The sequence below is a fragment of the Labrys sedimenti genome (assembly GCF_034424805.1).
Classification (GTDB): domain Bacteria; phylum Pseudomonadota; class Alphaproteobacteria; order Rhizobiales; family Labraceae; genus Labrys; species Labrys sedimenti.
This window is the reverse complement of sequence record NZ_JAXOUF010000024.1, coordinates 46,148-71,861: the sequence shown is the minus strand read 5'-3', so window position 1 is coordinate 71,861 and position 25,714 is coordinate 46,148. Positions and strand designations below refer to the sequence as shown.

Here is a 25,714-nt window from a genome sequence, read left to right as displayed (position 1 = left end):
AACCAGAGAGTCATATCTCGGCTTCGTCAGCCTCGCATCCGCATTGCTGTGGCTGCCCTTTGTCCACGAGGCCTAGCTTTTCGGCGGCGCTGCGATCGGCAGCAACAGCTCCTGCCAGGCGTGCAGGCTGGAACGCCGGTCAAGCCCACTCTCGATCAGAGCGCGCGCGTTGCGCCCTTTCTCCGCCAGGAGGTCAGGCCGGCCGCGCCATTGGCGGACGGTCGCCGCGAAGCCCGCGCTGTCGCCGGGAACGACGACGGCACCACAATCATACCGGCGGATCAGGTTCGATATTTCCCCATCCGGGGCCATGACCGCAATCATCGGTTTGCCTGCCGCGGCGATACCGTAGAATTTGCTCGGCACGATCAAGCCTTCCAGGTGCGGATTGAGCGACAGCCAGTGAATATCCGGCACCGTCAGGGATTGCGGCAATGTGCCGGCATCCTGATAGGGCTGGAAGTGAAACATCGCTTCCAGCCCTTGCTCGGCGGCGGTCCGCTTGAGGTAAGGGGTCAGATAGCCATTTCCGATGAACAGGAAGGCGATTCCGGGCTCGTCCCGAAGCAGGCGGGCGGCACCGATGAGCGTGTCGATCTCGTGCGCCCGGCCGAGATTGCCCGAATAGCCGATCACAAACTTGTCCTGCAGCCCCCAGTCACGGCGCAACCGGCTGGGCTCCCCGGCCGGCACGATGTAGCGGTCATCACACCAGTTGGAGATCGCCGTGACCCTGGCAGCAGGCACGCCAAATCCGGTGATCTTCGCCTTCATCCTCTCGCCCACCGCTACATTCATGACGGCATGGCGAAGGCTGGCGTTCCGTAGCCTGAGCAGGATGCTTCCGAGGAAGCCCTTGCCGGCCCTCACGCCGAGCTCCGCGGCAACCTCCGGATAGACATCCTGCAGCCAGTTGACCTGCCTGAGGCGCCGCGCCAGGACGACCGGCAACAGCGAGACGCCCAGCAACGGCGGATCGGTCTTGACCACGACGATATCGCCGGCCCGCGCGCGCCGCCAAACCTCGAAGGCCAGGGCCGCGTGAACGGCGAGCGCAACCGCGGCGCGCCTCAACAGCGATAGGCCCGCCTCCGTCACGGGACCGACGCGGTGGGTCGAAACGCCGGGCAGGACCGCGTCGGGGTCCAGTCTGCGGCTGGGTTCGTCATAGCGGCCAGCACCGGTGATGGCGACTACCTGCCAGCCCTGCTCGGCAAGGAAGGCAGCCAGGTCCGACGCGATCTGGCTGGTCGCGGACGTATCGGGATGGAAGTAGCGATTGACCAGGAGGACGCGGCGCTGTTTCGAAGCCATGCGGGATCGCTGCCGTTCCGATCAACGTCGATAGGTCGGGGGAGAGTGCTGTTCCGCCAAGCCCCGTGCCAGGGGCTTTCTGCCCCTGCGCGCGGCCATGGCGCGGCTGAGCGCGGCACTCCCTCTCCGTTCGCCACCGAACAGGAAGATCACGGTCATGACGGCGATCTTGAGGTCCAAAGCGAGGGACGCATTGTCGATGTAGTATTCATCGAGGGCGTCCTTCTCTTCGCGGGTCACGAGATTGCCGCCATTGACCTGGGCCCAGCCGCTGATGCCAGGCCGCACAGCGAGGCGCAGCCCGGGATTGGCGGGCTGGTCCGCCGGCAGAAGCGGCCTCGGGCCGATCAAGGACATCTCGCCCGTCAACACATTCAGCAATTGCGGGATCTCGTCGAGCCGCATCTTCCGGATGAAGCGCCCGATCGGCGACAGGCGCTCGGGCCCGGGAACCACATGCCCCTTGGCATCGTAGGGAGCGTGATAGGTCCGGAACTTGTAGATGAAAAAATGCCGACCTCCCCGCCCCACCCGCTGCTGCCAGAAATGCAGGGGGCGCCCCACGTCGAAGAGCACCAGCGTGGCGACCAGCAGCCAGACGGGCGCCAGCAGCACCATGAGGCTAATCGAGGCCGCGATGTCGATGACGCGCTTCACGCCGAAATAGCGCCGCAACACGGCTGTGGGAGGCTGCTGCTCATCCCTCACCGCAACCGTCGGCAAGGCCGGTATCCCTGCAGCACCCTTGGGCATGAGCTCCAGCGCCTGCGCCACGCTCTTGAGCGCGATGCCCCGGCGATCACACTCTTCCGTGACGAACCGGAGGCTGGCCGTCTCCAGCTGGCCAGGTTCCATGGACAGCCACACCGCGTCAATCGTCACGCCATGCAGGGCATATTCGTCGACGATGCGCCCGAGATCGCCCACGCGCCCGGCCACGCGCACGCCGTTGAGCGACCGTCCCGTCGCCGCTGGCCCCTCGTCGAGGACGGACATGATCTGCGTGGTGACCGGCACTTGGCTCTCGATGAGCTTGATCACGAGCCAGGCGAACTGGTCCGTGCCGATCAGGATGACCTTGCGAAGATCGGTGATGTTGCGCTTGGCGCTGACCCTGGCGCGCTCGTGGGAAACCAGCCTCGAGAAGACCCGCCCGCCCACCAGGCCCGCGCCCAGGACAAGCGAGTAGAGGATCGGGGTCGAGCGCGGTATGCCATCGAGCCGCGTGAGCATGAAGAGCACCAAACCGCTGGCGCTGATGGTCAATGCAATCACCGCGCCGATCGCATAGAGATCGGGGACCGAAAACGTGTTCTGGATCGCATCCCCGGCGCGACAGATGAGCAGGGCCGGAATTGCAAATGCGATCGTAACAAAAACGAAAAGATAGGGACCGGGAAGGTCGAATGGCATATTCGGCCAGGCGAGGAGGTCAATATCTCGCAATGCCAGCGTCAATATCGGTGCAGCAATCACCCACAATACGTCGAAAAGCGACAGACGTAATTTACGCGGACTATATGACGTCGGGATTCGGGACCGCATTCAACGCTCCTTACAGGCCCAGAATAAATATGACTGTAGCAACGTCAAGCCGCCAACCCATAAACAGGGTTGCCAGTTCCGAGGCAGTCGCACCGAACCGTTGTCGTTCCCAAAGTGCGATCGCAGATCCTGTTGCCGCATAATCGGCTTGCAGCTCCTCATGGCGTGGCACTCAAGAAACGCCGGTCTGCTCCTTCCAGCACGACCGCGGTGAGACGCGAGGTTGCAAAGGCCCCCGTATCGACATTGATCCGATTGGCATGCATTTCCGGCTCGGAGACGGGCGAATGGCCGTGCACTACGATCTTGCCGAAGCTGCCGCCGAACTTCAGAAACTCGTCCCGGATCCATAGAAGGTCTTCGTCTGCCTGGCGGTCCAGGCCAACACGCGGCTTCACCCCGGCGTGGCAGAAGAAATAGTCGCCGCAATCATGGTTCAGGGGCAATTCTTCCAGGAATCGCCGATGGGCGCCAGGCAGCTTTGCGGCGAATTGCTCGCGGGCTTGGCGATAGCCACGCCCGCGCAAGGCCTCGCTGACATCGACCCCGTAGGAATGCAGCGTTTCCAGGCCGCCCAATCTGCGCCAGCGATCGAGAACCGAGGGATCATCGAGAAAGGACAGCAGCAGATCCTCGTGGTTGCCACGCAAGGCTTTGATGGCAACACCAAACCGGCGGGAGGACAAATACTCGATCACGCCGGCCGACTCGGCACCTCTATCGACATAGTCCCCCAGAAAAACCACCAGAGGTTCGGTGATACCGCCGCCGAGGTCGGCCAGGATTCGCTGTTCCATCCGCAGCAGCAGGTCCCGGCGGCCATGAATGTCACCAACGGCATAAATTCTCGTTCCAGGCGGGACAGTCGACACGCCTTCTCCCTTTGGCAACGCCACCATCGATGCCATGAACTATAATCAAATGGCACGAAGATTACGCTCGATGCTTGAGCTATCAACACCCTTCTTCATCACGCGAGTGAATTTGTTCATTAAGCAAACGAAATAAAGCACAAGGCGAACAGGAGAAATTATTGGACAAAAAAACGCACTTACGCCTATCGTTACGTTGTCTATAGATCCGATCTCAGGCGCGAGGGGTTGTGGGTGTCGCGTATGGGTATTCAAGCGAGGCCGTTTTCGGCCCTCATTCTGGTTTTCTGCCTGTTGCTCGCGTCCTGTGCAAACGACACGGTCGGCGTTGCCTCGAAAGCCGACCAGGAAGCCCTCATCCAGAAAGCAGCGGTCGCAGCCCCGAACATTCAGGCCGGCGACAAGATCAGGGTTACGGTCTTTGGGGAAGACCGTCTGACCGGAGAATATCAGGTCGATCCGGCCGGCTTCGTCTCCCTGCCGCTTGCAGGCACCGTGAAGGCGGCGGGCCTGAGCAAGCAGCAGATGGAAAAGACGCTCGCCTCCAAATTCAGCGGCGAATATCTGCGCGATCCCAAGGTCACCGTGGACCTCGCCAGCTTCAGGCCCTTCTATATTCTGGGAGAGGTCAACAAGCCTGGGGAATATGACTATAAGAGCGGCCTGAATATCGTGAGCGCCATGGCCGTGGCCGGCGGCACGACCTACAGGGCCAGCACATCCAATATCGATATTCAGCATGTCGGCGAAAGCGGGTTCAAGAAATACCCGATTTCATCGAACATTCCCGTTCTGCCGGGCGATCTTATCCGCGTCCCCATGCGTTACTTCTAGCCGCTCGAGCCTGAGAGCCAGGAGTGTTCATGCTGCGCACAACGTCACTGGGTTTCCTGGCATCGGTGACGGCGCTCATCCCGGGCTTCGGCCTGCAACCCGCATCGGCGCTCGACGCTACGCCCAGCCAGGCGACAGCCGAAACCCTGGGCATCACCGCCAGCCCGAGTTTCGTCGAGGGACTGCCCTTCGGCGGCTGGCTGGTCTATCCATCCCTGTTCCTCGGCACGGTCTACAACGACAATATCGACGGCCAAGACCGACACCGCCAATCGTCCCTGGGGTTGCAGATCCAGCCGCGCCTGGATGCGGCATGGGAAGATGGCATTCATCGCCTCGCCGTCTATGCCAATGGTGATTTCCAGCTCTACCCGTCGCATCAGGACAGCAGCCGTATCACCGCCAAGGTCGGAGCGGCCTGGACCTATTCGCCCTTGCCGGACCTCACCATCCGGCTGCACGGCGATTTCAGCCGCGCCAACGGCATGTTCAACCCGGGGTTCTGGTCATCGCCCTACCAGACCTGGCAGCGGCCGGGCGTCGTGCTCACCGATTCCTCGGTTTTCACCAATACCTATGAGGCCGGTGTCGCGGTCGAAAAGAAGGTGACCGATCAAACCTCCATTCGCCTGTCCGGCGGCGTCATCTATGCCAGCTTCGATCGCCCCGACGACAGGGCTGCGGCAAAGAGCGGCTTCCCCACCCCGTTCAATGGCACGGACTATTATGTGGCGCTTCGCGCCACCACCATGCTGACCCCGCAGATCTACGCCTTCATCGAAGGGGGCGCCGATTTCCATCGATATGACAAGAACGTCAAGGGCGATTCCGTCTACCATGTGACGACAGGCCTCGGCTCGGAGCTGATCCGTCTCGTGCGCGGCGAAATCTATGTAGGTTACCAGGCCCGCAGCGGATCGCGCCGCATTTCCGGTTCGACGAACCAGCCGGCATTCGGCGGGCGGATTTCATACTACCCGACACAATACATCACCATTGCCGCTTCGGTCGATCAGTCGCTCTCCTTCTCGCAGACCCCCGTCCTGCTTCCCTCGGGCAATGGTGGCGTCACGCAGGCCGCACAATCGGCCTCCGGCCGAACACTCCAGTCCCGGATCCAGGTCGATTATGCCCTGTCCCAGCTCTGGTCCACCTATGTCCAGGGCGGCTATGGCCAGACACGCTACAGCGCCGTCTCCAATCTCACCCACACTCAGGTCTGGTCGGCGGGCGCCGGGCTTCGCTATGATCTATGGCGTAATATGGCGCTCACCTTCGAATACCAGTTCAACCGCTCCAGTTCGAAATACAGGCAAGCAGCGCTTTTCAATTCCACCAGCTCATTCACCCAGAACGTCGTTTCAGTCGGATTGACTTACCATTACTAGGGAGCCCTCAACCATGCTGGCGAGGCTCACGCTGCCAATTCTGACCTGCCTGTGGCTTGTCGCGGCTGCCCAGGCACAATCGATCCCGGCGCCGGCCTGCGTTTCCGAAACGGATCCGCTCGGCTGCGAACAGGCGCAGGAAAACCTGACACCGGAGATGCTCGGGCTACTTTCGGCCAATCCCCATGGCGGACAGCTCCTGGAGGGAACCGCCTATCGAATGGCCGTCGCCCAGCCTGAGCAGGCCTTCGCACTGATCGCCTTGGCCAACCGCTCCAATCCCGAGCAAATGGCAGCCATCGCCCGCGGCCTGTTGCACGCCTTCGACGAATTGGCGCAATCCAGTCCGCAGTGCCGTGCCGGATGCATGGACCGATTGCAGAAGATCATGATGTTGCGTCGTCTCAAGCCGGTGGCTACCCGCTCCGCACGCCAAGAAAAGTGCCTTCCCGGAAAGGTCGGCGTCAAACCCTATCCGCTGACCTGCGGCACGCCCGTCAGGGCCGCGATGCAATGCGCCAACCAGATGCTCACCTCCCTGCTGACAGCCCTTGCCCGCCAGCAATTCGCAGCACTCGCTACGGCCTCGGGCAGCCCGAAAGGTTGTTTTGCGCCAGTCTATCAAAGCCCCCACAACGCCGCGGGCTGGACCTCCTCGGTCCCCCCCGGCCTGCCGATAAGTCGAAATTGATGGTTGCCAGATTCGGTCATTTCCGCGAGCCTGGGCTCATGTTGTTCAGTAGCGATGCGTTTGCAAAATCGGGAAGCGTCATCGAAAGGGCGCCGCCCCGGAACAGCCCCCTGTACCGGTTGCAATCATGAGCATTGCCCCATCCTGCCTGCTTCAGGCCAATGCAAACGGGCAGCGCTGGTATGTCGTGCAGACACGCGCCCGCTCGGAGGAGACTGCGCGCTTCAATCTGGAAGCGCAGGGCTTCGAGGTCTTCCTGCCGCGTACACAGCGTACCGTCCTGCATGCGCGCAAGCGCCGGATCGCCCTCCATGCCCTCTTTCCCGGCTATCTGTTCGTGCGCCTCGATCTGGAACGCGAACGCTGGCGCTCGATCAACGGCACCATCGGCGTGGTGCAGGTGGTGATGGGCTCCAACCTGCCCCTCGCGGTGCCCGATGGCGTGGTCGAGACCATCCTGACCTATGTCGATGCCGAGGGCATTGCGCGGCTCGACCGCGATCTTGCACAGGGACAGACGGTTCGCGTGAAGCTGGGGCCGTTTACCGAAAGCATCGGCCCGCTGATGCGCCTCGATCCCAACGAGCGCGCCCGCGTGCTGCTGGAGATCATGGGGCGGGCCGTGGAGATCAACCTGCCCAGGCGAGCGCTGGAGGCAGTTTGATACTGGCCGGCTTATGCCGGCCACCCGATATCGGACAGAGGGTGAGACACACCGTTTCACCCTAACGGCGGTAGCATGGCAAAAATGGACGACGTTGCGATCGAGGCAGGCGGAATTGGCGAGCGGCACGCTTGCGGATGAGCACCTGACGTCTCGTGCTGGGACGACGACTGGCGGTGTCGAGAGGCTTTTCCTGGCGGCTCTCATCCTCGGCCTTGCCTGGGCTCCGGCCTGGCTCGGCAGCAACCGGGCGATGGCTTGGGGGGTGAACGGCATCCTGTTCCCGGGACTGGTCATCGCCTACGAACTCACCCGAATCGTCCTGGTTCGACCCCATGCGGTCGCTGCACGGCACCTCCTGGTACCCATGGGTCTTTTCACTTGCGTAGCCGGCTGGATCCTCCTGCAGATTTCCCCGGGGATGCCGCCTTCGCTGGCTCATCCCATCTGGCCTCTGGCTGCGCAGGCGCTCGGCGAACCCGTCATCGGCACGATCAGCGTCGATCCCGGCGCGAGCGCACTCGGGCTCCTTCGCCTGGTCACCGACGCCAGCGTGTTCTGGCTGGCGCTCCAGCTTTGCCGTTCAGCGCCCCGGGCGCATCTGCTGCTCTATGCGGTCATGGCCATCATTGCCGTCTACGCGGCGCTGGGGCTCTACCTTGCGGTCTTCGAGGCTTCGAGGATCCCGTATCTGGACGGCCCTGCACCCGGCCAAGTGCGATCGACCTTCATCAACCGCAACAGCCTGGCCGCCTATGCCGGCATCGGCGTCATCATCGCCTTGACCCTGTGGCTCAGGGCGCTGAAGTCCGGAGCAGCCTCGGCGACCGGTCCCGATCCCCGTCAGCGTGGCCATTTCATCCGCCTGATCGCACAGCTCCATTGGGCCGAGATCGGCGCAGGATTGCTGGCACTCGGCGCGCTCATGGCGAGCGGTTCGCGCGGAGGCGTCATCGCCACCGCTGCAGGCCTCGCCTGCGTGCTGGTCCTATCGTTCCCGCGCTTGCATGGATCCATCCTCCAGCGGATTTCCGTGCTTCTCCTGCCGCTGCTGGCCCTGGGAGGCGCCGTCGTCTTCATGGGGGACATCGTCTTCGGGCGTATCGCCGCATCCGGCCTGACCGATACGAGCCGGGCGGCGGTCAACGACATCATGATCCGTTCCCTGCAGGATGCCCCCCTGTCGGGGTTTGGCTACGGCACCTTTACCGATATTTTTCCCGTCTATCGCGATCAATCCATTTCGACGACTGGCGTGTGGGACAAGGCACACAACACCTATCTTGAGGTTTTACAAGGGCTTGGCCTTATCTTCGGAACCATGCTGATAGGCCTGATGGCCTGGCTCGTCGGACTTTGCATGGTCGGCGCCTTTCGCCGGCGACGGCACCGGGCGCCGCTGATCTGTGCCATCGGCGCGGGCGCGCTGCTGGGCGTGCATGCGCTCGTCGACTTCAGCCTGCAGATCCAGGCTATCTCGCTGACCTTCATGGCCCTGCTCGGAGCTGGCGTGTCCCAATGGGCCAGTTCCAGCGTGAACCTGTCGGATTAGAAACTGTCATGAACTGCAGATGGATCCCAGATCACGATCGGAGCTGCGCCAGATGTTGAACCGTCTCGACACGAGGGTGCGCGGATTGGACGACGGCGAAGCCCAGGGCGGCGGATTCGATATCCGCGATACCGTCAACTTCGTCTGGCGCCAATGGGCCTTCATTCTGGCCTGGACCATCCTGGCTGCGCTGCTGGGGGCGATCTATATCGCCAGGCAAACGCCCCTCTACACCGCCACCACCCAATTGCTGCTGGACCCCCGCAAGGAAAAGGCTGCGGGTCCGGACTCCATCTACACCGACACTGCCCTCGACCTGTCCGTGGTCGAGAGCGAAATCGCCGTGATGCGCTCCACCGTCCTGCTCAAGCGCGTGGTGCTCAAGGAGGGCCTGCTCGGCGGTGGCGACACCCCCGCCCAACCCTCCCAGGACAGTGCCGGCTCCTCCCCATCGGCATCTCCGGCTTCTGCCGGCGGATCCGATGACGCGATGTCGCCGGCCATGGTCGCCGCCGTCGAGGGCCTCAAGAATGAGGTGGTGATTTCACGCGCCGGCCAAGCCTATGTGATCAACGTATCCTACACGTCCGACAGCCCGGCCAAGGCCATGCAACTGGCCAATGCGATTGCCGATGCCTATGTCGTCGACAAGCTCGACGCCCGCTTCGAGGCGGCCAAGCGCGCCTCGAACTGGCTGAACGACCGGCTGGTGGAACTGCGCCAGCAATTGCGCCTCTCCGAGGAAGCGGTAGCCAAGTTCCGGGCCGACAACAATCTCGCGCAGGCCGTCCCCGGCGCCACGCTCAACCAGGAGCAGCTCACGCAATTGAACGGCCGGCTGGTGGCGGCGCGCGCCGATACGGCCGAGAGGAAGTCGCATCTGGATCTGCTGACCAAGATCCAGGCCGAGCGCGGCAAGCTCGACGCCCTGCCCGAGGCGGCCAGTTCCGGCGTGCTGGCCGATCTTCGGCGGCAAGAAAACGACCTGTCCCGCCAGGAGGCGGACCTCCTGGCGCGCTATACCGGCGCCCATCCCCAGGTCGTCAACGTCAGGGCCCAATTGTCGGATGTCCGCCGCAGCATCGCCAACACGCTGCGCCAGATCGCCAGCGATGTCAGGAGCAACTACAATCTAGCCTTGGCCCGCCAGGACGCGGCCGAGCAGGCCTTGAAGGAGGCCTCCGGCCAATCCGACCTCGACGCTTCCAAGACGATCACCCTGCGCGAGCTCGAGCGGACTGCTGCCGTCAACAAGAGCCTGTTCGAGGATTTCCTGCAGCGTGCGCGCCTCACCCAGGAACAATCGACCTTTGAAGCGCGCGACGCGCGGATCATAACACCCGCATCGGCGCCCGGCATCCCCTCTTCCCCCAAACGCACGCAGATCATCCTGACCTCGCTCATTCTCGGGTTGATCGCTGGAATCGGCGCGGCCTATCTCAAGGAGGCACTGAACGCCGGCTTCACCACGCCGCGCGAGATCGAGACACTGCTCGAAATGCCGTTGCTCGCTTCGATCTCCCGCTTCTCGCCGCGCACCAAGGATGTGAATGGCCGCCTCCTCAGCCTGCCCGAATATCCCCTGCGAATGCCTTTGGCGCGCAGTTCGGAGGCCATACGTTCCCTGCGTAGCGCCGTGCAGATGAGCGATGTCGACCATCCGCCCAAAGTGGTGCAGGTAACGTCCACCCTGCCGGGCGAGGGGAAGACGACGATTGCCCTGATGATGGCGACCTCGGCGGCCCAGTCGGGCCAGAATGTGCTCTTCATCGATTGCGATCTTCGCCATCCCTCTGCTTCTTCGCAATTGCGGACCGAGAAGGGCCCCGGTCTGATCGAGTGTCTGCTGGGCGAGATCGAACTCGAGCAGGCGCTGTTCTACAGCGAAAAGCTTCGGATCTGGGCGCTTTGCGCCGGCGGCGAGAGCAAGAACCAGCCCGATCTCCTCGCCTCCGAGCGCATGAAGGCGCTGATGGCAAAGGTACGCAGCCGGTTCGACGTGGTGATCGTGGATACGCCGCCGATGGGGCCGGTGATCGACCCGGTCATCGTGTCCAATCTCGTCGACAAGGTAATCTATATCGTGCGCTGGGCCTCTACGGCCCGCGAAATGGTACAGCAATCGCTGCGCCAGATCGCCGGCCAGAAGAAGGTGGCCGGCGTCGTGTTCAATCACATCATGGATGACAAGGCCAAGAAATACGGCCGCTTTGCCTATGGCTACTATTATGGCAGCCGCTACTACCGGAAATATTACGAAAAATGAGCGCTCGGGTTGCGCGGATAGGCACGGCGGTCCTCTGCATGGCCGTGGCCGGCCTTGCGGTCTGGCGCTCGGTTCCTATCCTCGGCTTTGCCCTTGCCGAGCGCCAGGTTGGAGAAAGTGGCGACATAACCTCTCTCAGAACCTTTGCAACGGCACTGGAAACCGGCGCCCTGACCGAAGCTGCCATGCAGCCCGCCATCACCCAGGCCCAGCCCGCCGGAACGATCGAGGACTCCGTCCGCCTGCTGAGGCGGCAACCTCTGTCGAGCAGCGCCTGGCTCGATCTGGCCACGGCGCGGCTCGCCAGCGGCAAGGGCATGACTGAGGTCGCGCAGGCCCTGCGGCTGTCGGCGCTGACGGGGCCGAATGAATCGGTCCTGATGGCGAGCCGCGCCCTCTTCGCCCTGCCGCTGTGGACCGCCTTGCCCGACGACCTCCACCGCCGCACCGCGCAGGATATCGTCGGCGGCTGGGAACGCCTCGAGGCTTCGGACAAGCTGGTCATGCGCCTCACCCTGTCGAACGCCTCCGCCACCCGCACCGAACTCTCGGCGCTGCTGCACCAGGTGGGCGGCATGAACCAGGCAAGGCTCGGCGATCTCGGTCTCGACCCGGCTGCCTCGAACCGGCCTGAGAGAGCGGTTCCATGATACCGGTTGACCCGAACATCAGTCCATGGCCGCCTGCCTGATGTGCGGCGTCGCCGGCATTTTTGCCTATCATTATGCGGCCAACGCCATCAGCCGCCCGGAACTGAGTGCGATGAGCCGTCACATGGCCCGGCGCGGGCCCGATGCCAGTGGCGAATGGTTCGATCCGGCCGGACGCCTGGGCCTGGCCCATCGGCGCCTCGCCATTATCGATCTCGCGGACCGCGCCTTGCAGCCGATGGCGAGCGCCGATGGCCGTCATGTCATCGTCTTCAATGGCGAGATCTACAATCACCTCGCCTTGCGCGAAGCCCTGCAGGCGGAAGGCGCCGAATTCAGGACCCTGTCCGACACCGAGGTGCTGCTGCATCTCTACGCCCGCTGCGGCGCGGCGATGGTGACGCGGCTGCGCGGCATGTTCGCCTTCGCCATCTACGATACGACCGCCCGTACCCTGTTTCTGGCGCGCGATCCCTATGGCATCAAACCGCTTTATTACAGCGATGACGGCTGGGTGTTCCGCTTCGCCAGCCAGGTCAAGACCTTGATTGCCGGAGGCGGCGTCTCCCGCGACCGGGATCCGGCCGGTGACGTCGGCTTCTATTTATTCGGCAGTGTGCCCGAACCTTACACCTGCTTCCGCGAGGTTCGGGCCCTGCCGGCGGGCTCGACGATGCTGGTCGATCGCGCCGGCGCCCAGGTGCCGCGCAGCTATCACCAGGTGGCGTCCGTTTATGATGCCGCGGAGCGTGATCCGGGAGAAGGACGCGGCAAGCCCGCAGCCTTTGCCGATATCGCTTTGGACTCGGTGCGGCACCATCTGGCCGGTGATGTCGAAGTCGGCGCCTTTCTTTCCGCCGGCGTCGATTCCGCCGCCCTTGTCGGCCTCATGCGCGATGCCGGTGCCCGGCAGATCAGGACCATCACCATCGGATTTGAGGAATTCGCCGACACGCCGGCAGACGAAACGCCGCCGGCTGCCGAGATCGCCCGCTTCTACGGCACACGCCACGTCACGCGCATGATCACCAGAAGCGAGTTCGAGGCCGATCTGCCGCTTTTCTTCGAGGCCATGGACCAGCCCAGCATCGATGGCCTCAACACCTGGTTTGCCGCCAAGACGGCCCGTCAGCTCGGCCTCAAGGCGGTGCTGTCGGGATTGGGCGGCGACGAGCTTCTCGGCGGCTACCCTTCCTTCCGGGACATTCCACGCTGGGTAAGCGCCTTGCGGGTGCCTTCGCGCATCCCGCTGCTCGGCAAGGGTCTGCGCCGGCTCGGCAAGCCGCTCGTAAGGCGACTGCGCCTTCATCCCAAGCTCGCCGGTCTGCCCGAATATGGGGGGTCCTATGCCGGTGCCTATCTGCTCAAGCGCGGGCTTTACCTACCATGGGAACTAAGCGAGGTCCTCGATCGCGACACAATCGAGGTAGGCCTGCGCCGCCTTGGACCCTTGAAACTGATCGGGGCCCCGTTGCACGGACAGTCGAAGGAGCCCTTCGCGTGCGTCGCCACGCTGGAATCGAGCCTTTATCTGCGCAACCAACTGCTTCGCGACACCGATTGGGCCGGCATGGCGCATTCCGTCGAGATCAGGACGCCCCTTGTCGACAGCGAGGTGCTCAGGCGTTCGGCCCGGCTCGACCTGCGGGGCACCGCCGGCAAGGCAGCGCTTGCCCGGGCCCCGACCCAGCCTTTGCCGCAGGCCGTGCTCGACCGGCCCAAGACCGGTTTCGCCCTGCCGATCGCCGAGTGGTTGCAGGCATCCCCCCTCGGTTCAGCGCCCGCTCGGCGCAAGCCGCTCCGGCACGGCTGGGCGCGCGACTGGAGCCGCCTTGTCCATCGCCAGTTCGCATGACATGGCTTCGCGGCCGCTGAGGGTCTTGGCCTTGTTGACCGATGGCTGGGGCATGGCCGGCGGCATTGCGCGCTACAACCAGGATTTTCTCACCGCTTTGGCCGCAAGTACCGCAGTGGAGGATATTGTCGTGCTGCCCCGGTCGGCGGGGGATGCCGCGGGCCTGCCCGCCCAAGTCGTTCAGCTTGCATCCCGGGCAGGCCGGGTGGCCTATAGCCTGGCTGCATCCAAGCAAGTACGTTCGCAGCGCTATGACCTGATCTTCTGCGGCCACCTCTTCATGGCGCCGCTTGCGGCGGCGCTTTCCAGGTTGGCTCGGATACCGCTCTGGCTGCAGCTGCACGGCATCGAGAGCTGGGCCAGGCCGAACCTCGCCATCCGCCGAGCCGTGCGGCAGGCCGATTTGATCACCGCCGTCAGCCGAGCCACCCGAAGCCGCGCCCTGGCATGGCTCGACGTTGAACCCGGGCTCCTGCGCGTCCTGCCGAACACCGTCGACGAACGCTTTTCGCCGGACGCTCCGCCTGCCGAGCTCGCCGCTCGCCTGGGCACGCGGGGACGCAGGGTGATCCTCACCGTGGGCCGCCTGTCCTCGCAGGAACGCTACAAGGGCCATGACCGTGTCATCGAGGCCCTGCCTGCGATCAGGAGCCACCATCCCGACATACTCTACCTCATCGCCGGCGACGGGGATGATCGCGACCGCCTCGCCCGGATCGGGCAGCGGCTGGGGGTATCGGAGCTGATGCGTTTCACCGGGCCGGTTTCCCAGGCACAACTGCCGGATATCTATCGCCTGGCCGACGTCTTCGCCATGCCCAGCACCGGAGAGGGATTTGGCATCGTCTTCCTGGAGGCGGCCGCCACCGGACTGCCGATCGTCGCGGCCAGGGGGGATGGCAGCACCGATGCCCTGGCGGACGGAGAACTCGGCACCCTCGTCGACCCCGACGCCCCCCACGCTCTCGCCGAAGCAATCATTACCTGTCTCGATCGAGGCAGCCTCCAGCGAGAGCGGCCCAACCGCTTTGCCTTCTCCCAATTCGCCGCACAGGTCGACCATCTTGTATCAAGCCGATTCTGATCCAATCAGGGGCAACCGGCCTCCGCCGGAGCCGCCGCCGGCGGTCACGATCATCGGCCCGGACCGGCTGTGGAGCTTTACCGACCTCTACGAGATCTGGCGCTATCGTGACCTCGCCTGGGTGCTGACGGAGCGCGATATCAAAGTCCGCTACAAGCAGACCGTGCTGGGCTTCGCCTGGGCGATCATCCAGCCCGTTTTGCTGATGCTGATCTTTTCGGTGCTGTTCGGGCATCTCGCCAAGATCCCCACCGATGGCTCGCCTTATCCGATCTTCGTCTATGCCGGCCTTCTGCCTTGGGTCTTCTTCTCCAACGCCCTGGCCGCGGCAGCCGGATCGCTGGTCGGTTCCGTCAACCTGATCAGCAAGGTCTATTTCCCGCGCCTGATCATCCCGCTCGCTTCCACGGGGGCTGGCCTGGTCGACTTCCTGGTCACCACAGCCATATTGCTGGTGATGATGCTGATCTACGGCGTCGGCTGGAGCATCAACCTTCTTGCGGCCCCTCTTCTGATGGCCGGAGTCATCCTCTGCGCGCTGGGCATCGGCATCGGGCTTTCGGCTCTCACGGCAACCTATCGTGATTTCCGCTTTGTCGTGCCCTTCCTGCTGCAGTTCTGGATGTTCGCCACCCCGGTCGTGTATCCGGCCAGCCTGGTGCCCGAACCCTGGCGCTGGCTCTTGTTCCTCAATCCCATGGCCGGGCTGGTGGAAGGTTTTCGCTCTGCGTTTCTCGGGCATCCTTTCGATTGGCTGTCGATCAGCCTCTCGCTGCTCCTGTCGCTCGGGCTCTTCGTCCTCGGCGTGTGGTATTTTGAACGAGTGGAGAGGCGCTTTGCGGATATCCTCTGAGGCCGAACGAAGAGCTCGCTCACGATGAGTGCGCCGAGCATCCGGGCCTTCGGGGTCAGCAAGGAATATGTCAGGGGCGGCCATAACCCATCCCTGCGTACCTTTCGAGAGGCACTGGTCGGGGCCATCACCGGGCGTTTTCGCCCCTCGGCAAGGCCGGCCCCCAGGGACGATCGCTTCCTCGCTTTGTCCGACGTCTCGTTCGACGTCCATCCCGGCGAAGTGATGGGGATCATCGGACGGAACGGGGCCGGAAAATCCACGCTCCTCAAGATCCTCTCGCGCATCACGGCGCCGACGGCGGGCCGTATCGAAGTGAGAGGCCGGATTGCCAGCCTCCTTGAGGTTGGCACCGGCTTTCATCCCGAGCTGACGGGACGGGAAAATATCCGGCTGAACGGCGCCATCATCGGCATGACGACCAGCGAGGTCGCCCGCAAGTTCGATCGAATCGTCGCCTTTTCGGAGGTGGAGAAATTCATCGATACGCCGATCAAACACTATTCCAGCGGGATGTATACGCGCCTGGCCTTCGCCGTCGCGGCCCATCTCGAGCCGGAAATCCTGATCGTGGACGAGGTCCTTGCCGTCGGCGATGCGGAATTCCAGAAGAAATGCCTGGGCAAGATGAACGAGATCGCCGGCCAGGGCCGGACGGTCCTGCTCGTCAGCCACAATCTCAGCGCGATCGGCGCCCTGTGCCAGAATGCCATCCTGCTGGACGGCGGACGCATTCTCCACCACGGCGCCGCCGCGGACACCATCGCACATTATTCCGGTCTTTTCCGGGGCGACGATGGTGTCGTGGTCGAGGACAGGCCCCCCTCGGGGCCGCATATTGCCAGCGCAACCTTGGCCACCAACCAGATCCTCTTCGGCGAGAAGCTTGCCGTCTCCTGCATGATCCAGTCCCCGGACCGCCGCCGCGCCGCGATCGAGGTCGAAATCCATGACGGGCTGGGCCGCAAGCTGATCTATTCATCGACGGCCCCCATGCATGGCCAGGAATTCGACATTTACCCCGGCGCCAACCGCTTGATGCTGGAGATTGGCGCCCTGCCGCTGGCGCGGGGAAGCTATGAGCTTCACCTGTGGCTGTCCAAACCCTGGGTCGAGGAGTTTCATCGCCTGTCCCAACCCATCTGCTTCGATGTCGTGCAGTCCGATCCGGGGCGCGTGGGCTTCGATTTCCAGCAATCCTATGAACGCGGATGCGTGGCCGTGCCGATCACCTTTGAAAGGCAGGAATGACCACGGCCCCCTCGATGCCGCCGCACGCCCGGCTCCTACGCTGCTACTGGCACATGCCGGACCATCCGATGAAACTGCGGCTTTACGACTGGCTGCGCGCCAGCCGCCCCTTCCGCCATGTCACGGCCCGCTTTGCCTTCGGGACGTTCAAGCTGGATCTCGTCGACTATGTGCAGCATGCCATGTTCCTGCACGGCTCCTACGAACCAAAGAGCCTCGCCGTGTTTCAATCCCTGATAGGCAGCGGTGAAACGGTGATCGACCTCGGCGCCAATGTCGGCCAATACACTGTTGCAGCCGCACGCATGGTGGGACCGGCCGGACGTGTCATTGCCATCGAGCCCCATCCGGGCGTTTGTGCCCGGCTCCTCGACAATATCCGGCTGAGCAAGGTCCAGGATCGGGTCCTGCCGGTCACCTCCCCGCTTGCCGGTACGATCGGCTTCATCGAATTCGGCCTTCCGGAAGCCGGAGCGCTTGGCACCATGAGGCCGAGGAGACCGGATGAAACGCGGCGCCTCCTCACCATGGGCGTCAGAATCCGAGAACTCGCCGAACGGTTGGAGATCGACGCCATTGCCGTGATGAAGATCGATATCGAGGGCCAAGACCTCTCCATCATCGACGACATGTTCCGTAGTTCCATCCTTCGGCCGCGGCATATCCTGTTCGAGTATCTTCCCTCCCGCTTCGACTACGCGATCGCGGCCCCCCATCTGACGGCGTATTTTGCAGACTTCGGATACGAACTGCTGACGATCGACGGCATTGCCTATACGCCCGAGCAGGACGTGCCGGAGGAGAACCTTTGGGCTCGGCGGATATCGGCTTGAAGCGGATGCCCCGAGCGGCGCTCGTCTCCGTGGTGGTGCCGACCTTCCGCCGCGTCGAACGGCTGCCCCCCCTGCTCGCAAGACTGTCGGTGATCGACCAGGCCCGCGATCTCGATGTAATCATCGTCGACCAGACGCCGGGAGCCGACCTTTCGACGCTGCAGGGCTTTTCCGAGCATTTCGCCTGCCTGCGGTTCATCAGCCTCGCTGGGGCCAATGTCTCCAGGGCCCGGAATATCGGCGCAAAAGCAGCGTCCTGCGACATCCTGCTGTTCCTTGATGACGACATGGAACTTGAAAGATCCTACATTCCGCGTGTGCTCTCGCTGATGCGCGAGATGCCCCTGGATGTATTTGGCGCGGTTTGGCCCAGTCAGGGCGTGATAGGCCGGGCGGACGGCAGGCCGTTGACCGGGCGTGGCGATGACCCTTTGATCTTCCTGCCCACCTGCGCACTGGCCATGCACAGGCGGGATTTCCTGGCAGCGGGCGGGTTCGACGAACGGCTCGACCGTAATTTCGAGGATGCCGAATTATCCCATCGCCTCAAGCGACAGGGGCTGCGCCTCGTCCGTCATCCTGATCTGCAGGCTCAACACCACGACCGGCAGGAAAACGGCACCTGGTATTCCCGTTCGCTGATGGAAGCGGCCGCGCGCCTGATGCGGCAGACGGCGTATTTCCGCCGCAAGACCGGGCGAGGCTGGCCAGACGTGCTTCTCGCCTTGCTGCGCGTGATCGCCAGCGAGACGCGCCGGCCCGGCCATCTGCGTGGCGGCTCGCAACTCTCAAGAGCCGCGGCCCTGAGCGTGTCGCTTCCCGCGGCGCTGATCTACGCAGCACGCTCCCCCCTCCTCGCCCATGCGCCATCCTCCAGCGGAAGAGCGGGCTGACATGCCGCCCCTGCCAGGCGTTGCCGTCGTCATCCCCTGCTACAATGCCAGCCGCACCTTGGCGCAGACGCTCGAAAGCGTCATCGACCAGCTCGGCCTCGCCGAACTCGTCGTCGTCGACGATGGCTCGAGCGACGGCTCGGCCGGGATCGCCCGGCTCTATCTGCCTGCCGATCGCGTCATCGAGGGGCCCAATCGCGGTGTCTCGGCGGCGCGCAATCGCGGCATCGCCGAAACCTCCTCCGAATGGCTGCTGTTCCTCGATGCAGACGATCTGCTCACGCCCGGCACCATCGAACGGCGCATTGCCGTCGCCGAGGAGGCCGATGTCGTCGCCTGCGACTATCAGGACTTGAGCACGGACGAGCGGGGCACTCCCACCCTCTCGCAGGCCCGCGGCATCGACTGGCCAGCGCTGCGCCAGGACGCGGAAAGAGCGATCGCCAGCCATGTCTGGATCACCACGGGCGCCCTGCTCTATCGCCGCCGACTGGTCGAGGCGATCGGCGGCTTTCGCCCCGATCTGCCGGTGATCCAGGACGCTCGCTTCATGTTCGATGCGGCCTTTCATGGAGCACGTTTCGTGCCCAGCGCCCATATTGGCGCCCGCTACCGGATCACGGCACAGAGCCTGTCGCGGCGCGAGCCGGTGCGCTTCTGGCGCGACGTACTCCGCAATGGGCGGCAGATCGAGGCGCTGTGGCGCGAGCGCGGCACCCTCACTGCAGACCGCATTGCCACGTTGTGCGACCTCTACGACAATGCCGGGCGTGGCCTGCTGCGCTGCCGGGACCAGGGCTTTTTCGAAGCGAGCGCCGCAAGCCGTACGCTCGGCCTTCGCCAATCGCGGCATACGCGTATCGCAACGCCGCTCGCCCGCCTGCTGGGGCTGCGCGCCGCGCATGGCCTGCTGTCGATGATGGGGCGGCCATGAGCGAGAAGCCAGCCGATGTCGTCATGGCGACCGCCTGGTATCCGCCCTATGATCTCGGCGGCACCGAAGTCTATCTGGAAGGGCTGGTGCAAGAACTCTCCCTCAGGGGCCTAAAATGCGTCGTGCTCGTGCCGCGAGCCGCCGGCGCGCCAGACCGCTACGAACACGGCGGCACAACGGTGTGGACCTATCCGGTCGAGCTGCCCGAGACGAGACAGCCGGGACCAGGCACGCGCAGGCATGGTCAATTCGACGTTTTCGAAGCCCTGCTGAGGCGGAACCCGCACGCCATCTATCACCAGCATTCCTGGACGACCGGATGCGGTCTCGACCACCTGCGCGCCGCCCGCGCACAGGGGTTGAGAACCGTCCTGACTTTTCACGTCGCCGGAACCGTGTGCCTGCGCGGTACCTTGCTGCGCTTTGGAGAGGCGCCTTGCGACGGCCTCGTCGAGGAGATCCGCTGCGGCGCCTGCTGGGCCGAGAGCCGCGGCGCACCCCGCGTTGCTGCCTGGGCGGTCGGCCGGCTGCCCCGCGCCCTTGCCGCCAGGGCCCTGCAAGGCCGTACGCGCTTGGCCACCGCATTGTCGGCAAGGGCGCTCGCCATCGGGAAGGGGCAGGAGCTGGACGAAGCCTTCGGGCTGAGTGACCAGCTTGTCGCCGTCTGCCGGTGGCTTGCCGACACGCTGACGCGCAATGGCGCACCACCCGACAAGCTCGCGCTCAGCCGCCATGGCCTCGCCGCATCCTATCTGGCGGAGGCCCAGCAGGCGTCAGCTCGAAAGAGATCCGAGGGTACCGGGCTGCGGCTCCTCTATCTCGGGCGATGGGACAGGGCCAAGGGCATTCATGTCGCGGTCGCCGCCCTCCGCAGCCTGCCGGCGGAGACGCCGGTCGAACTCGCCGTCCACGCCATCGGCACGGCTCAGGACGATGGCTATGAGGCCGAAGTGCGGGCCCTGGCCGCGGGCGATCCGCGCATCCGGTTCCACCCGCCCCGGCCTCATGCGGAGATCGCCGATACCCTGGCCGCGAACGATGTTCTTGTCGTGCCTTCGCTCTGGCTGGAAACCGGTCCGCTGGTCGTGCTGGAAGCGCAGGCAGCCGGCCTCTACGTGCTGGGATCGGATCTCGGCGGCATCGCCGAACTCCTGGCGGGGACGGATGCCGGCGAATTGCTCCGGCCGGGCTCCGTGCCGGACTGGGCCAAGGCAATCGGGCGGCTCGTCGCTCGCAAATCCCAGAGTCCCCTCCCGAAATTCCAGGGCCATCTGCGCAGCCAGGCCGATGTCGCGGACGACATGATCCGCCTCTACCGATCGCTGCCGCCCGCCCTCGCCCCGGAACACCGGCTCGTGCAGATCGCGCCATGAGGATTGCCCTGACCTGCGATCCCGAGCTGCCGGTGCCGCCGCAATTCTATGGTGGCATCGAACGCGTGGTCGACATGCTGGCGCGGCGCCTGGTGGCACGCGGCCATGAATTGACCCTGTTCGCGCATCCTTCCTCGCAATGCCCGGTGCCAAAACGGGCCTGGCCCGGCGCGAGCAGTCTTTCGCGTTTCGATACGCTCAGGAATGCCGGCGAACTGGCAAGGGCGATCGCCGGCCAACGTTTCGACATCATCCACAGCTTCTCCCGATTGGCCTATCTGGCGCCGCTCCTGCCGCGCACGATCCCCAAGCTGATGACCTACCAGCGCGAGATCAGCCCGCGCACCACCGGGCTGGCGCAGCGCCTGTCGCGCGGCACGCTGCAATTCTCGGCCATCAGCGAGCATATGCTGCGCCATGTCAGGCATATCGGCACCTGGCACATCGTTCCCAATGGCGTGCCGAGCGAGACCTACACTTTCCGCAGGCAGGTCCCGGACGACGCGCCACTGGTGTTCCTGGGGCGCGTGGAGGAAATCAAGGGACCGCATCTGGCCATCGCGGCGGCGCGGTTGGCCGGGCGGCGGCTGGTCATCGCCGGCAATCTGGCCGGGGAACACCGGGCCTGGTTCGAGACCCATGTCGCTCCGCATCTGCATGATGGCGATATCGACTATGTCGGGCCCGTCGATGACCGGCAGAAGGACGAGTTGCTCGGCGGTGCGGCCGCACTGCTGATGCCGATCCTGTGGGAAGAGCCATTCGGCATCGTGATGGCCGAGGCGATGGCATGCGGCACGCCGGTCATCGGCTTCAGGCGCGGCGCCGTTCCCGAAGTGGTCGAGCATGGCCGCACCGGCTATGTCGTCGATACCGTCGAGGAAATGACGGCGGCCATTGTCAGGCTGGAGGCGATCGACCGGATCGCATGCCGGCAGCGGGTCGAGACGCTCTATAGCGAGGATGCGGTCACCGACCGCTATCTTGAGATCTACGAGGCCATGATCGCAGGGCGGGCTCCGAGGGCTTCTGCATGAAATCGGTGCTGAGCTATCCCGGCACCATGCCGCATGCCCAGCAGATCGCCCTGGCGCTGCATGAACAGGATTGGCTGAAGACCTTCGTGACCTCTTTCCATTATTCCGCGCAAGGCTGGGGCGATCGTCTGCTCCGCGCCCTGCCATCGAGGCAGGCGGCCACGCTGAGGGAGCAATTGCTGCGCCGTTCGATCAGGACGGTTCCACACAGCCTCGTGCAGGCCTACCCGGCCTGGGAGATCCTGCGCAGCATCGCGGCCAAGGGCGGTGCGGGACCGGTGACCGTCGACCGGCTCTGGGACCTGATGAGCCACCGCTTCGACGCCGCCGTCGCCAGCGGCCACGTGCCCGGCGCCGACGCCATCCATGCCTTCGAATATACGGCGCTGGCGAGCTTCCAGCGTGCGACGCAGGAAGGAGCGGCGCGCATCCTACATTTGCCCTCCCTGAGCAGCCGGCAATTCGAGAGCATCCGCCGGCGCGAACTGGCACGCTGGAAGCAGCTCGATGATGCCAATGCCGCCTATTTCTCGGAACGCTTTGCCCGAAGGCAGGCACGGCGCGACGCGGAGATCGGGCTCGCCGATCTCATCGTCACCAATTCCGCCCTCACCGCCCGCTCCCATATCGCCGGCGGCGCGGATCCGGCCAAGATCCTCATCGTTCCCCTCGGCGCTCCCCCGGTACCCGATCGGGCCCGGCCCCCGCGCGGCAACGAGACGGGCGCTTTGAAGGTTGTTTATGCCGGCAACGTCACGCTGGGCAAGGGCGTGCCCTATCTGCTCGAAGCCTGGCGTCGATTGCCGGCCACTGATCATGCCAAGCTGGATATCTATGGCCGGATCGGGCTGCCTGCCGACCTTCTTGCCCCAGCGGATGACACCATCCGCTTTCATGGAGCCAGGCCGCGCGCCGAACTGTTCCAGGCCTTCGAACAGGCCGATGTCCTGGTGTTTCCAAGCCTTGCCGATGGTTTCGGCATGGTCGTCGCCGAGGCGATGGCCCAGAGCCTGCCAGTGATCGTCACGGAGATGACGGGGGCTGCCGATCTCGTCACGCCCGAGAACGGGCTCGTCATTCCCTCCGCCGATGCAGAGGCTTTGACGCAGGCCCTTGCCTGGTGCCTCGACAACCGCCCGCGCCTACAGGCCATGCGCGAGGGCGCCCTCGAGACGGCCCGCCATCATCAATGGCCGGCCTATCGCGCCGCCCTAGCCGGCGGGCTCAGGCAGCGCCTGGATGATTCCGGTCAGGGGTCCCCGATGCCCCAGATGGAGCGGACATGACACGCCCCCACCCGGGATCTCATATCTGTATCCTCACCCCGGGCCAGCTCGGATCCAATCCGCGCGTGGTCAAGGAGGCGCATGCCCTGCACGAGGCGGGCTTTACCGTCACCGTGGTCGCCACCCGCATGCTGGAGGGCGTGGAGCCGCGCGACCAATCCATCCTGAGAGGAGCGCCGTTCCGGATCGAGCGCCTCGACCTGCGCTCGCGGACGGGCTGGCGCCTGCGCCGGCTCGGCCAGGAGCTCGCGGGGGCGGTGCACGCGGCGAGCGGCAGGCGCCTTTTCAACTCCCGGGCATTCAGCGTATTCACGCCTCCTTTGATGGCCGCAGCCAGCCGCATCGCGGCGGATCTCTACATCGCCCATTATCCGCCGGCCCTACCGGCCGCCAGGGCCGCCGCCCAACGCTTCGGGGCAGGCTATGCCTACGACGCCGAGGACTTCCATCTCGGCGAATGGCGCGACGGCCCGGCAGCCGAGGCGAACCGCTCGCATCTGCGCGCCATCGAGGCGGCCGCTCTGCCAGGGTGCCGCTATATCACCGCCGCCTCGCCCGAGATTGCGCAAGCCTATGCCCAGGCCTACGCAATGTCCCTCCCGCACATCGTGCTAAACAGCTTTCCGCTATCCGAGGCTCCGGATCATCCAACCGCCAGGGGCATGGCGGCGCCGGGTCCGTCCCTTTACTGGTTCTCGCAAGTGATCGGCCCGGATCGCGGCCTCGAATGCGCAATCAGGGCGATTGCGAGGGCCGCTTCAAGACCGCACCTCTATCTGCGCGGCCATGTGGACGAACCATATGCAGGCCAGTTGCGGAGCCTCGCGCAACGGGAGGGCGTGCCGGAACGCCTGCATTTCCTGCCCTCCGCGCTGCCCGGCGAGCTCGTCCGGCTGGCAGCCAGCCATGATCTCGGCCTGTGCGCCGAACCGGGGCACACGGCCAACAATGCGTTCGCCCTCTCCAACAAGCTGTTCACCTATCTCATGGCCGGGCTCCCCGCGGTTCTCTCCGATACGCCGGCCCAGAGCGCATTCGCGAGCTCACACCCGCTAGCCACCACACTCTTCACCGCCGGCGATGCCGTGAGCCTGGCGGCAAGCCTCGACAGCCTGCTGCAGGATTCGGCACGCCTGGCGCAGGCGCGTGAGAACGCCTTCAATCTCGCGCAGAAAACCTATAATTGGGACCGGGAAAGCACGATCGTGGTCGGTCTGGCGCGCCAAGCCCTGGACGGTTCGTCGCGGAGACGGGCATGACCGTCTCGCGCACCGTCCTGATCGTCTCCCCCTATTTTCCGCCGTCCAATCTCGCCTGCGTGCATCGGGCTCGGCACCTGGCCAATCACCTGCCGGCGGCGGGCTGGACCCCTGTCGTCCTCTGCGTGGACGACCGCTTCTACGAACAGGAACCCGATCCCCTGCTCGGCAGCCTGGTCTCACCAGAGCTGGAGATCGTCAAGGTTCCCGCCCTGCAGGCCCGCATGACGCGCCGTTTCGGTGTCGGGGATCTCAGCCTGCGGGCCTGGTCGGCCCTTTCCGGCCGCGCGGCCGACCTGCTCTCCACCAGGCGGATCGACGCCGTGCTGATCACGGGATCACCATTCTACCCCATGCTGATGTCGCGCTGGATCGAGCCGAAATTCGGCGTGCCGGTGGTGCTTGATTTCCAGGACCCGTGGGTTTCGGCCTGGGGCGCGGACCAAAATTGGTTGAGCAAGGCCGGACTATCCCACCAGCTCGCGCTTCGCCTCGAAGGACCGGCTCTGCGCAAGGCCCGCTTCGTGACATCGGTCTCCGCACGCCAGAACGAGGAACTGGCGGCGCGCCATTCCTGGCTCGACGCCTCACGCATGGCGGCGCTGCCCATCGGCGGGGATCCCGGCGATCTCGACCTCCTCCGGGCCATGCCGGGCATCCGCCAGAACCGGCTCGATCCGGCGATGATCAATCTGAGCTATGTCGGCACCGCCTTGCCGCGATCGCGGGGACTTTTCCGCGCCCTTCTCAAGGGGCTTGCCGAAGTAAGAGGACGCCAGCCGGCTCTTGCCGCGCGCCTGCGCCTGCATTTCATCGGCACCAGCAACCAGGCCGATGGCAGCGATAGGTTCTCCATCCTTCCACTTGCCGACGCGGAAGGGGTCGCCGATCTCGTCATCGAGACACCACAGCGCCTCGCCTATGCCGAAGCACTCCAACTGATGGCCGGGTCGCACGGCGTCCTTCTGGTCGGCTCGGACGAGGCCCACTACACTGCCTCCAAGATCTATCCCGCCTTGCTGACAAGGCGCCCCTATTTGTCGCTGTTTCATCGCCTGTCCAGCGCCCATGCCCTTCTCGCGGCCGCTGGCGGGGGCATCAATCTCTCCTTCGCCGATGCGGACGGTCTGGCCGGCCTGTCGCCGGAGATCGCCGCCGGATTGGAGCGCCTGGCTCTCGACCCCACCGGCCTCGGTCAGGTCCGGCAGGATTGCCTGGAACCCTTCTCGGCCCGGGCGATCGCCGGCCGCTATGGCGCCATCTTCGACGGGCTGCGCTGA

22 protein-coding genes are annotated in these 25,714 nt (G+C 64.6%); 19 read left to right on the top strand and 3 right to left on the bottom strand.

Translation table 11 applies throughout. The features are described 5' to 3' along the window. Window positions 1-72: 72 nt before the first annotated feature. The 3 genes from U1R88_RS31770 to U1R88_RS31760 all read right to left on the bottom strand — a co-directional run bounded on the left by U1R88_RS31770 (window position 73) and on the right by U1R88_RS31760 (window position 3,758). Window positions 73-1,314 carry a glycosyltransferase family 4 protein gene (locus U1R88_RS31770; RefSeq protein ID WP_322434902.1) on the bottom strand — a complete coding sequence of 414 codons (1,242 nt, stop codon included), beginning with the start codon at window positions 1,312-1,314 and terminating at the stop codon, window positions 73-75. Between the two features lie 21 nt (window positions 1,315-1,335). Further along, a complete protein-coding gene (locus U1R88_RS31765) occupies window positions 1,336-2,580 on the bottom strand; it encodes a sugar transferase (protein WP_322434901.1) in 1,245 nt (414 codons plus the stop codon). 437 nt (window positions 2,581-3,017) lie between these two features. Continuing rightward, window positions 3,018-3,758: a metallophosphoesterase family protein gene (locus U1R88_RS31760; protein ID WP_322434904.1), complete on the bottom strand. Its 741-nt coding sequence runs from the start codon at window positions 3,756-3,758 to the stop codon at window positions 3,018-3,020. 216 nt (window positions 3,759-3,974) lie between these two features. Here U1R88_RS31760 and U1R88_RS31755 point away from each other — a divergent pair, with 216 nt between their 5' ends. From U1R88_RS31755 to U1R88_RS31665, 19 genes are all read left to right on the top strand, one after another. Continuing rightward, complete coding sequence (locus tag U1R88_RS31755) at window positions 3,975-4,565, top strand: polysaccharide biosynthesis/export family protein (RefSeq protein ID WP_322434900.1); 591 nt, start codon at window positions 3,975-3,977, stop codon at window positions 4,563-4,565. A 29-nt stretch (window positions 4,566-4,594) separates the two neighbouring features. Further along, on the top strand, window positions 4,595-5,953 hold the full coding sequence (locus U1R88_RS31750) for an outer membrane beta-barrel protein (protein WP_322434899.1): 1,359 nt from the start codon (window positions 4,595-4,597) through the stop codon (window positions 5,951-5,953). Between the two features lie 13 nt (window positions 5,954-5,966). Continuing rightward, window positions 5,967-6,644, top strand: a complete 678-nt coding sequence (locus tag U1R88_RS31745; RefSeq protein ID WP_322434898.1) for a hypothetical protein — start codon at window positions 5,967-5,969, stop codon at window positions 6,642-6,644. 127 nt (window positions 6,645-6,771) lie between these two features. Next, entirely contained in the window at window positions 6,772-7,308 is a 537-nt protein-coding gene (nusG, locus tag U1R88_RS31740; RefSeq protein ID WP_322434897.1) for a transcription termination/antitermination protein NusG, read from the top strand. A gap of 115 nt (window positions 7,309-7,423) precedes the next feature. After that, window positions 7,424-8,860 (top strand): O-antigen ligase family protein, encoded by a 1,437-nt coding sequence (locus U1R88_RS31735; RefSeq protein WP_322434896.1) that lies wholly within the window; start codon window positions 7,424-7,426, stop codon window positions 8,858-8,860. Between the two features lie 52 nt (window positions 8,861-8,912). Then, entirely contained in the window at window positions 8,913-11,126 is a 2,214-nt protein-coding gene (locus tag U1R88_RS31730) for a GumC family protein (protein ID WP_322434895.1), read from the top strand. Further along, complete coding sequence (locus U1R88_RS31725) at window positions 11,123-11,776, top strand: hypothetical protein (RefSeq protein ID WP_322434894.1); 654 nt, start codon at window positions 11,123-11,125, stop codon at window positions 11,774-11,776. Before U1R88_RS31730 ends, U1R88_RS31725 begins: the two co-directional genes overlap by 4 nt. A 25-nt stretch (window positions 11,777-11,801) precedes the next feature. Further along, entirely contained in the window at window positions 11,802-13,631 is a 1,830-nt protein-coding gene (asnB, locus tag U1R88_RS31720) for an asparagine synthase (glutamine-hydrolyzing) (RefSeq protein ID WP_322434893.1), read from the top strand. Further along, a complete protein-coding gene (locus U1R88_RS31715) occupies window positions 13,609-14,715 on the top strand; it encodes a glycosyltransferase family 4 protein (RefSeq protein WP_322434892.1) in 1,107 nt (368 codons plus the stop codon). The genes asnB and U1R88_RS31715 overlap by 23 nt, the downstream gene beginning before the upstream one ends. Then, entirely contained in the window at window positions 14,696-15,568 is an 873-nt protein-coding gene (locus U1R88_RS31710; RefSeq protein WP_322434891.1) for an ABC transporter permease, read from the top strand. The genes U1R88_RS31715 and U1R88_RS31710 overlap by 20 nt, the downstream gene beginning before the upstream one ends. A 24-nt stretch (window positions 15,569-15,592) precedes the next feature. Further along, window positions 15,593-16,819, top strand: a complete 1,227-nt coding sequence (locus U1R88_RS31705; protein ID WP_322434890.1) for an ABC transporter ATP-binding protein — start codon at window positions 15,593-15,595, stop codon at window positions 16,817-16,819. Further along, window positions 16,816-17,652, top strand: a complete 837-nt coding sequence (locus tag U1R88_RS31700) for an FkbM family methyltransferase (RefSeq protein WP_322434889.1) — start codon at window positions 16,816-16,818, stop codon at window positions 17,650-17,652. Before U1R88_RS31705 ends, U1R88_RS31700 begins: the two co-directional genes overlap by 4 nt. 5 nt (window positions 17,653-17,657) lie before the next feature. Further along, window positions 17,658-18,545 carry a glycosyltransferase family 2 protein gene (locus tag U1R88_RS31695; protein ID WP_322434903.1) on the top strand — a complete coding sequence of 296 codons (888 nt, stop codon included), beginning with the start codon at window positions 17,658-17,660 and terminating at the stop codon, window positions 18,543-18,545. Window position 18,546: 1 nt separating this feature from the next. Further along, entirely contained in the window at window positions 18,547-19,479 is a 933-nt protein-coding gene (locus U1R88_RS31690; RefSeq protein WP_322434888.1) for a glycosyltransferase family 2 protein, read from the top strand. Beyond that, a complete protein-coding gene (locus U1R88_RS31685; RefSeq protein ID WP_322434887.1) occupies window positions 19,476-20,852 on the top strand; it encodes a glycosyltransferase in 1,377 nt (458 codons plus the stop codon). The genes U1R88_RS31690 and U1R88_RS31685 overlap by 4 nt, the downstream gene beginning before the upstream one ends. Next, window positions 20,849-21,889, top strand: a complete 1,041-nt coding sequence (locus U1R88_RS31680; RefSeq protein WP_322434886.1) for a glycosyltransferase family 4 protein — start codon at window positions 20,849-20,851, stop codon at window positions 21,887-21,889. Before U1R88_RS31685 ends, U1R88_RS31680 begins: the two co-directional genes overlap by 4 nt. Beyond that, window positions 21,886-23,175, top strand: coding sequence for a glycosyltransferase family 4 protein (locus tag U1R88_RS31675; RefSeq protein WP_322434885.1), 1,290 nt, complete (start codon window positions 21,886-21,888; stop codon window positions 23,173-23,175). Before U1R88_RS31680 ends, U1R88_RS31675 begins: the two co-directional genes overlap by 4 nt. Then, window positions 23,172-24,434 (top strand): glycosyltransferase family protein, encoded by a 1,263-nt coding sequence (locus U1R88_RS31670; RefSeq protein ID WP_322434884.1) that lies wholly within the window; start codon window positions 23,172-23,174, stop codon window positions 24,432-24,434. The genes U1R88_RS31675 and U1R88_RS31670 overlap by 4 nt, the downstream gene beginning before the upstream one ends. Next, entirely contained in the window at window positions 24,431-25,714 is a 1,284-nt protein-coding gene (locus U1R88_RS31665; protein WP_322434883.1) for a glycosyltransferase, read from the top strand. Before U1R88_RS31670 ends, U1R88_RS31665 begins: the two co-directional genes overlap by 4 nt.

What these genes read in the sequence shown, in the direction of transcription:
- U1R88_RS31770 (WP_322434902.1), bottom strand. Translation starts at nt 1,314, where the DNA reads ATGGCTTCGAAACAGCGCCGCGTCCTCCTGGTCAATCGCTACTTCCAT.
- U1R88_RS31760 (WP_322434904.1), bottom strand. Translation starts at nt 3,758, where the DNA reads ATGGTGGCGTTGCCAAAGGGAGAAGGCGTGTCGACTGTCCCGCCTGGA.
- U1R88_RS31755 (WP_322434900.1), top strand. Translation starts at nt 3,975, where the DNA reads ATGGGTATTCAAGCGAGGCCGTTTTCGGCCCTCATTCTGGTTTTCTGC.
- U1R88_RS31750 (WP_322434899.1), top strand. Translation starts at nt 4,595, where the DNA reads ATGCTGCGCACAACGTCACTGGGTTTCCTGGCATCGGTGACGGCGCTC.
- U1R88_RS31745 (WP_322434898.1), top strand. Translation starts at nt 5,967, where the DNA reads ATGCTGGCGAGGCTCACGCTGCCAATTCTGACCTGCCTGTGGCTTGTC.
- nusG (WP_322434897.1), top strand. Translation starts at nt 6,772, where the DNA reads ATGAGCATTGCCCCATCCTGCCTGCTTCAGGCCAATGCAAACGGGCAG.
- U1R88_RS31730 (WP_322434895.1), top strand. Translation starts at nt 8,913, where the DNA reads ATGTTGAACCGTCTCGACACGAGGGTGCGCGGATTGGACGACGGCGAA.
- U1R88_RS31725 (WP_322434894.1), top strand. Translation starts at nt 11,123, where the DNA reads ATGAGCGCTCGGGTTGCGCGGATAGGCACGGCGGTCCTCTGCATGGCC.
- asnB (WP_322434893.1), top strand. Translation starts at nt 11,802, where the DNA reads ATGGCCGCCTGCCTGATGTGCGGCGTCGCCGGCATTTTTGCCTATCAT.
- U1R88_RS31705 (WP_322434890.1), top strand. Translation starts at nt 15,593, where the DNA reads ATGAGTGCGCCGAGCATCCGGGCCTTCGGGGTCAGCAAGGAATATGTC.
- U1R88_RS31700 (WP_322434889.1), top strand. Translation starts at nt 16,816, where the DNA reads ATGACCACGGCCCCCTCGATGCCGCCGCACGCCCGGCTCCTACGCTGC.
- U1R88_RS31695 (WP_322434903.1), top strand. Translation starts at nt 17,658, where the DNA reads ATGCCCCGAGCGGCGCTCGTCTCCGTGGTGGTGCCGACCTTCCGCCGC.
- U1R88_RS31690 (WP_322434888.1), top strand. Translation starts at nt 18,547, where the DNA reads ATGCCGCCCCTGCCAGGCGTTGCCGTCGTCATCCCCTGCTACAATGCC.
- U1R88_RS31685 (WP_322434887.1), top strand. Translation starts at nt 19,476, where the DNA reads ATGAGCGAGAAGCCAGCCGATGTCGTCATGGCGACCGCCTGGTATCCG.
- U1R88_RS31680 (WP_322434886.1), top strand. Translation starts at nt 20,849, where the DNA reads ATGAGGATTGCCCTGACCTGCGATCCCGAGCTGCCGGTGCCGCCGCAA.
- U1R88_RS31675 (WP_322434885.1), top strand. Translation starts at nt 21,886, where the DNA reads ATGAAATCGGTGCTGAGCTATCCCGGCACCATGCCGCATGCCCAGCAG.
- U1R88_RS31670 (WP_322434884.1), top strand. Translation starts at nt 23,172, where the DNA reads ATGACACGCCCCCACCCGGGATCTCATATCTGTATCCTCACCCCGGGC.
- U1R88_RS31665 (WP_322434883.1), top strand. Translation starts at nt 24,431, where the DNA reads ATGACCGTCTCGCGCACCGTCCTGATCGTCTCCCCCTATTTTCCGCCG.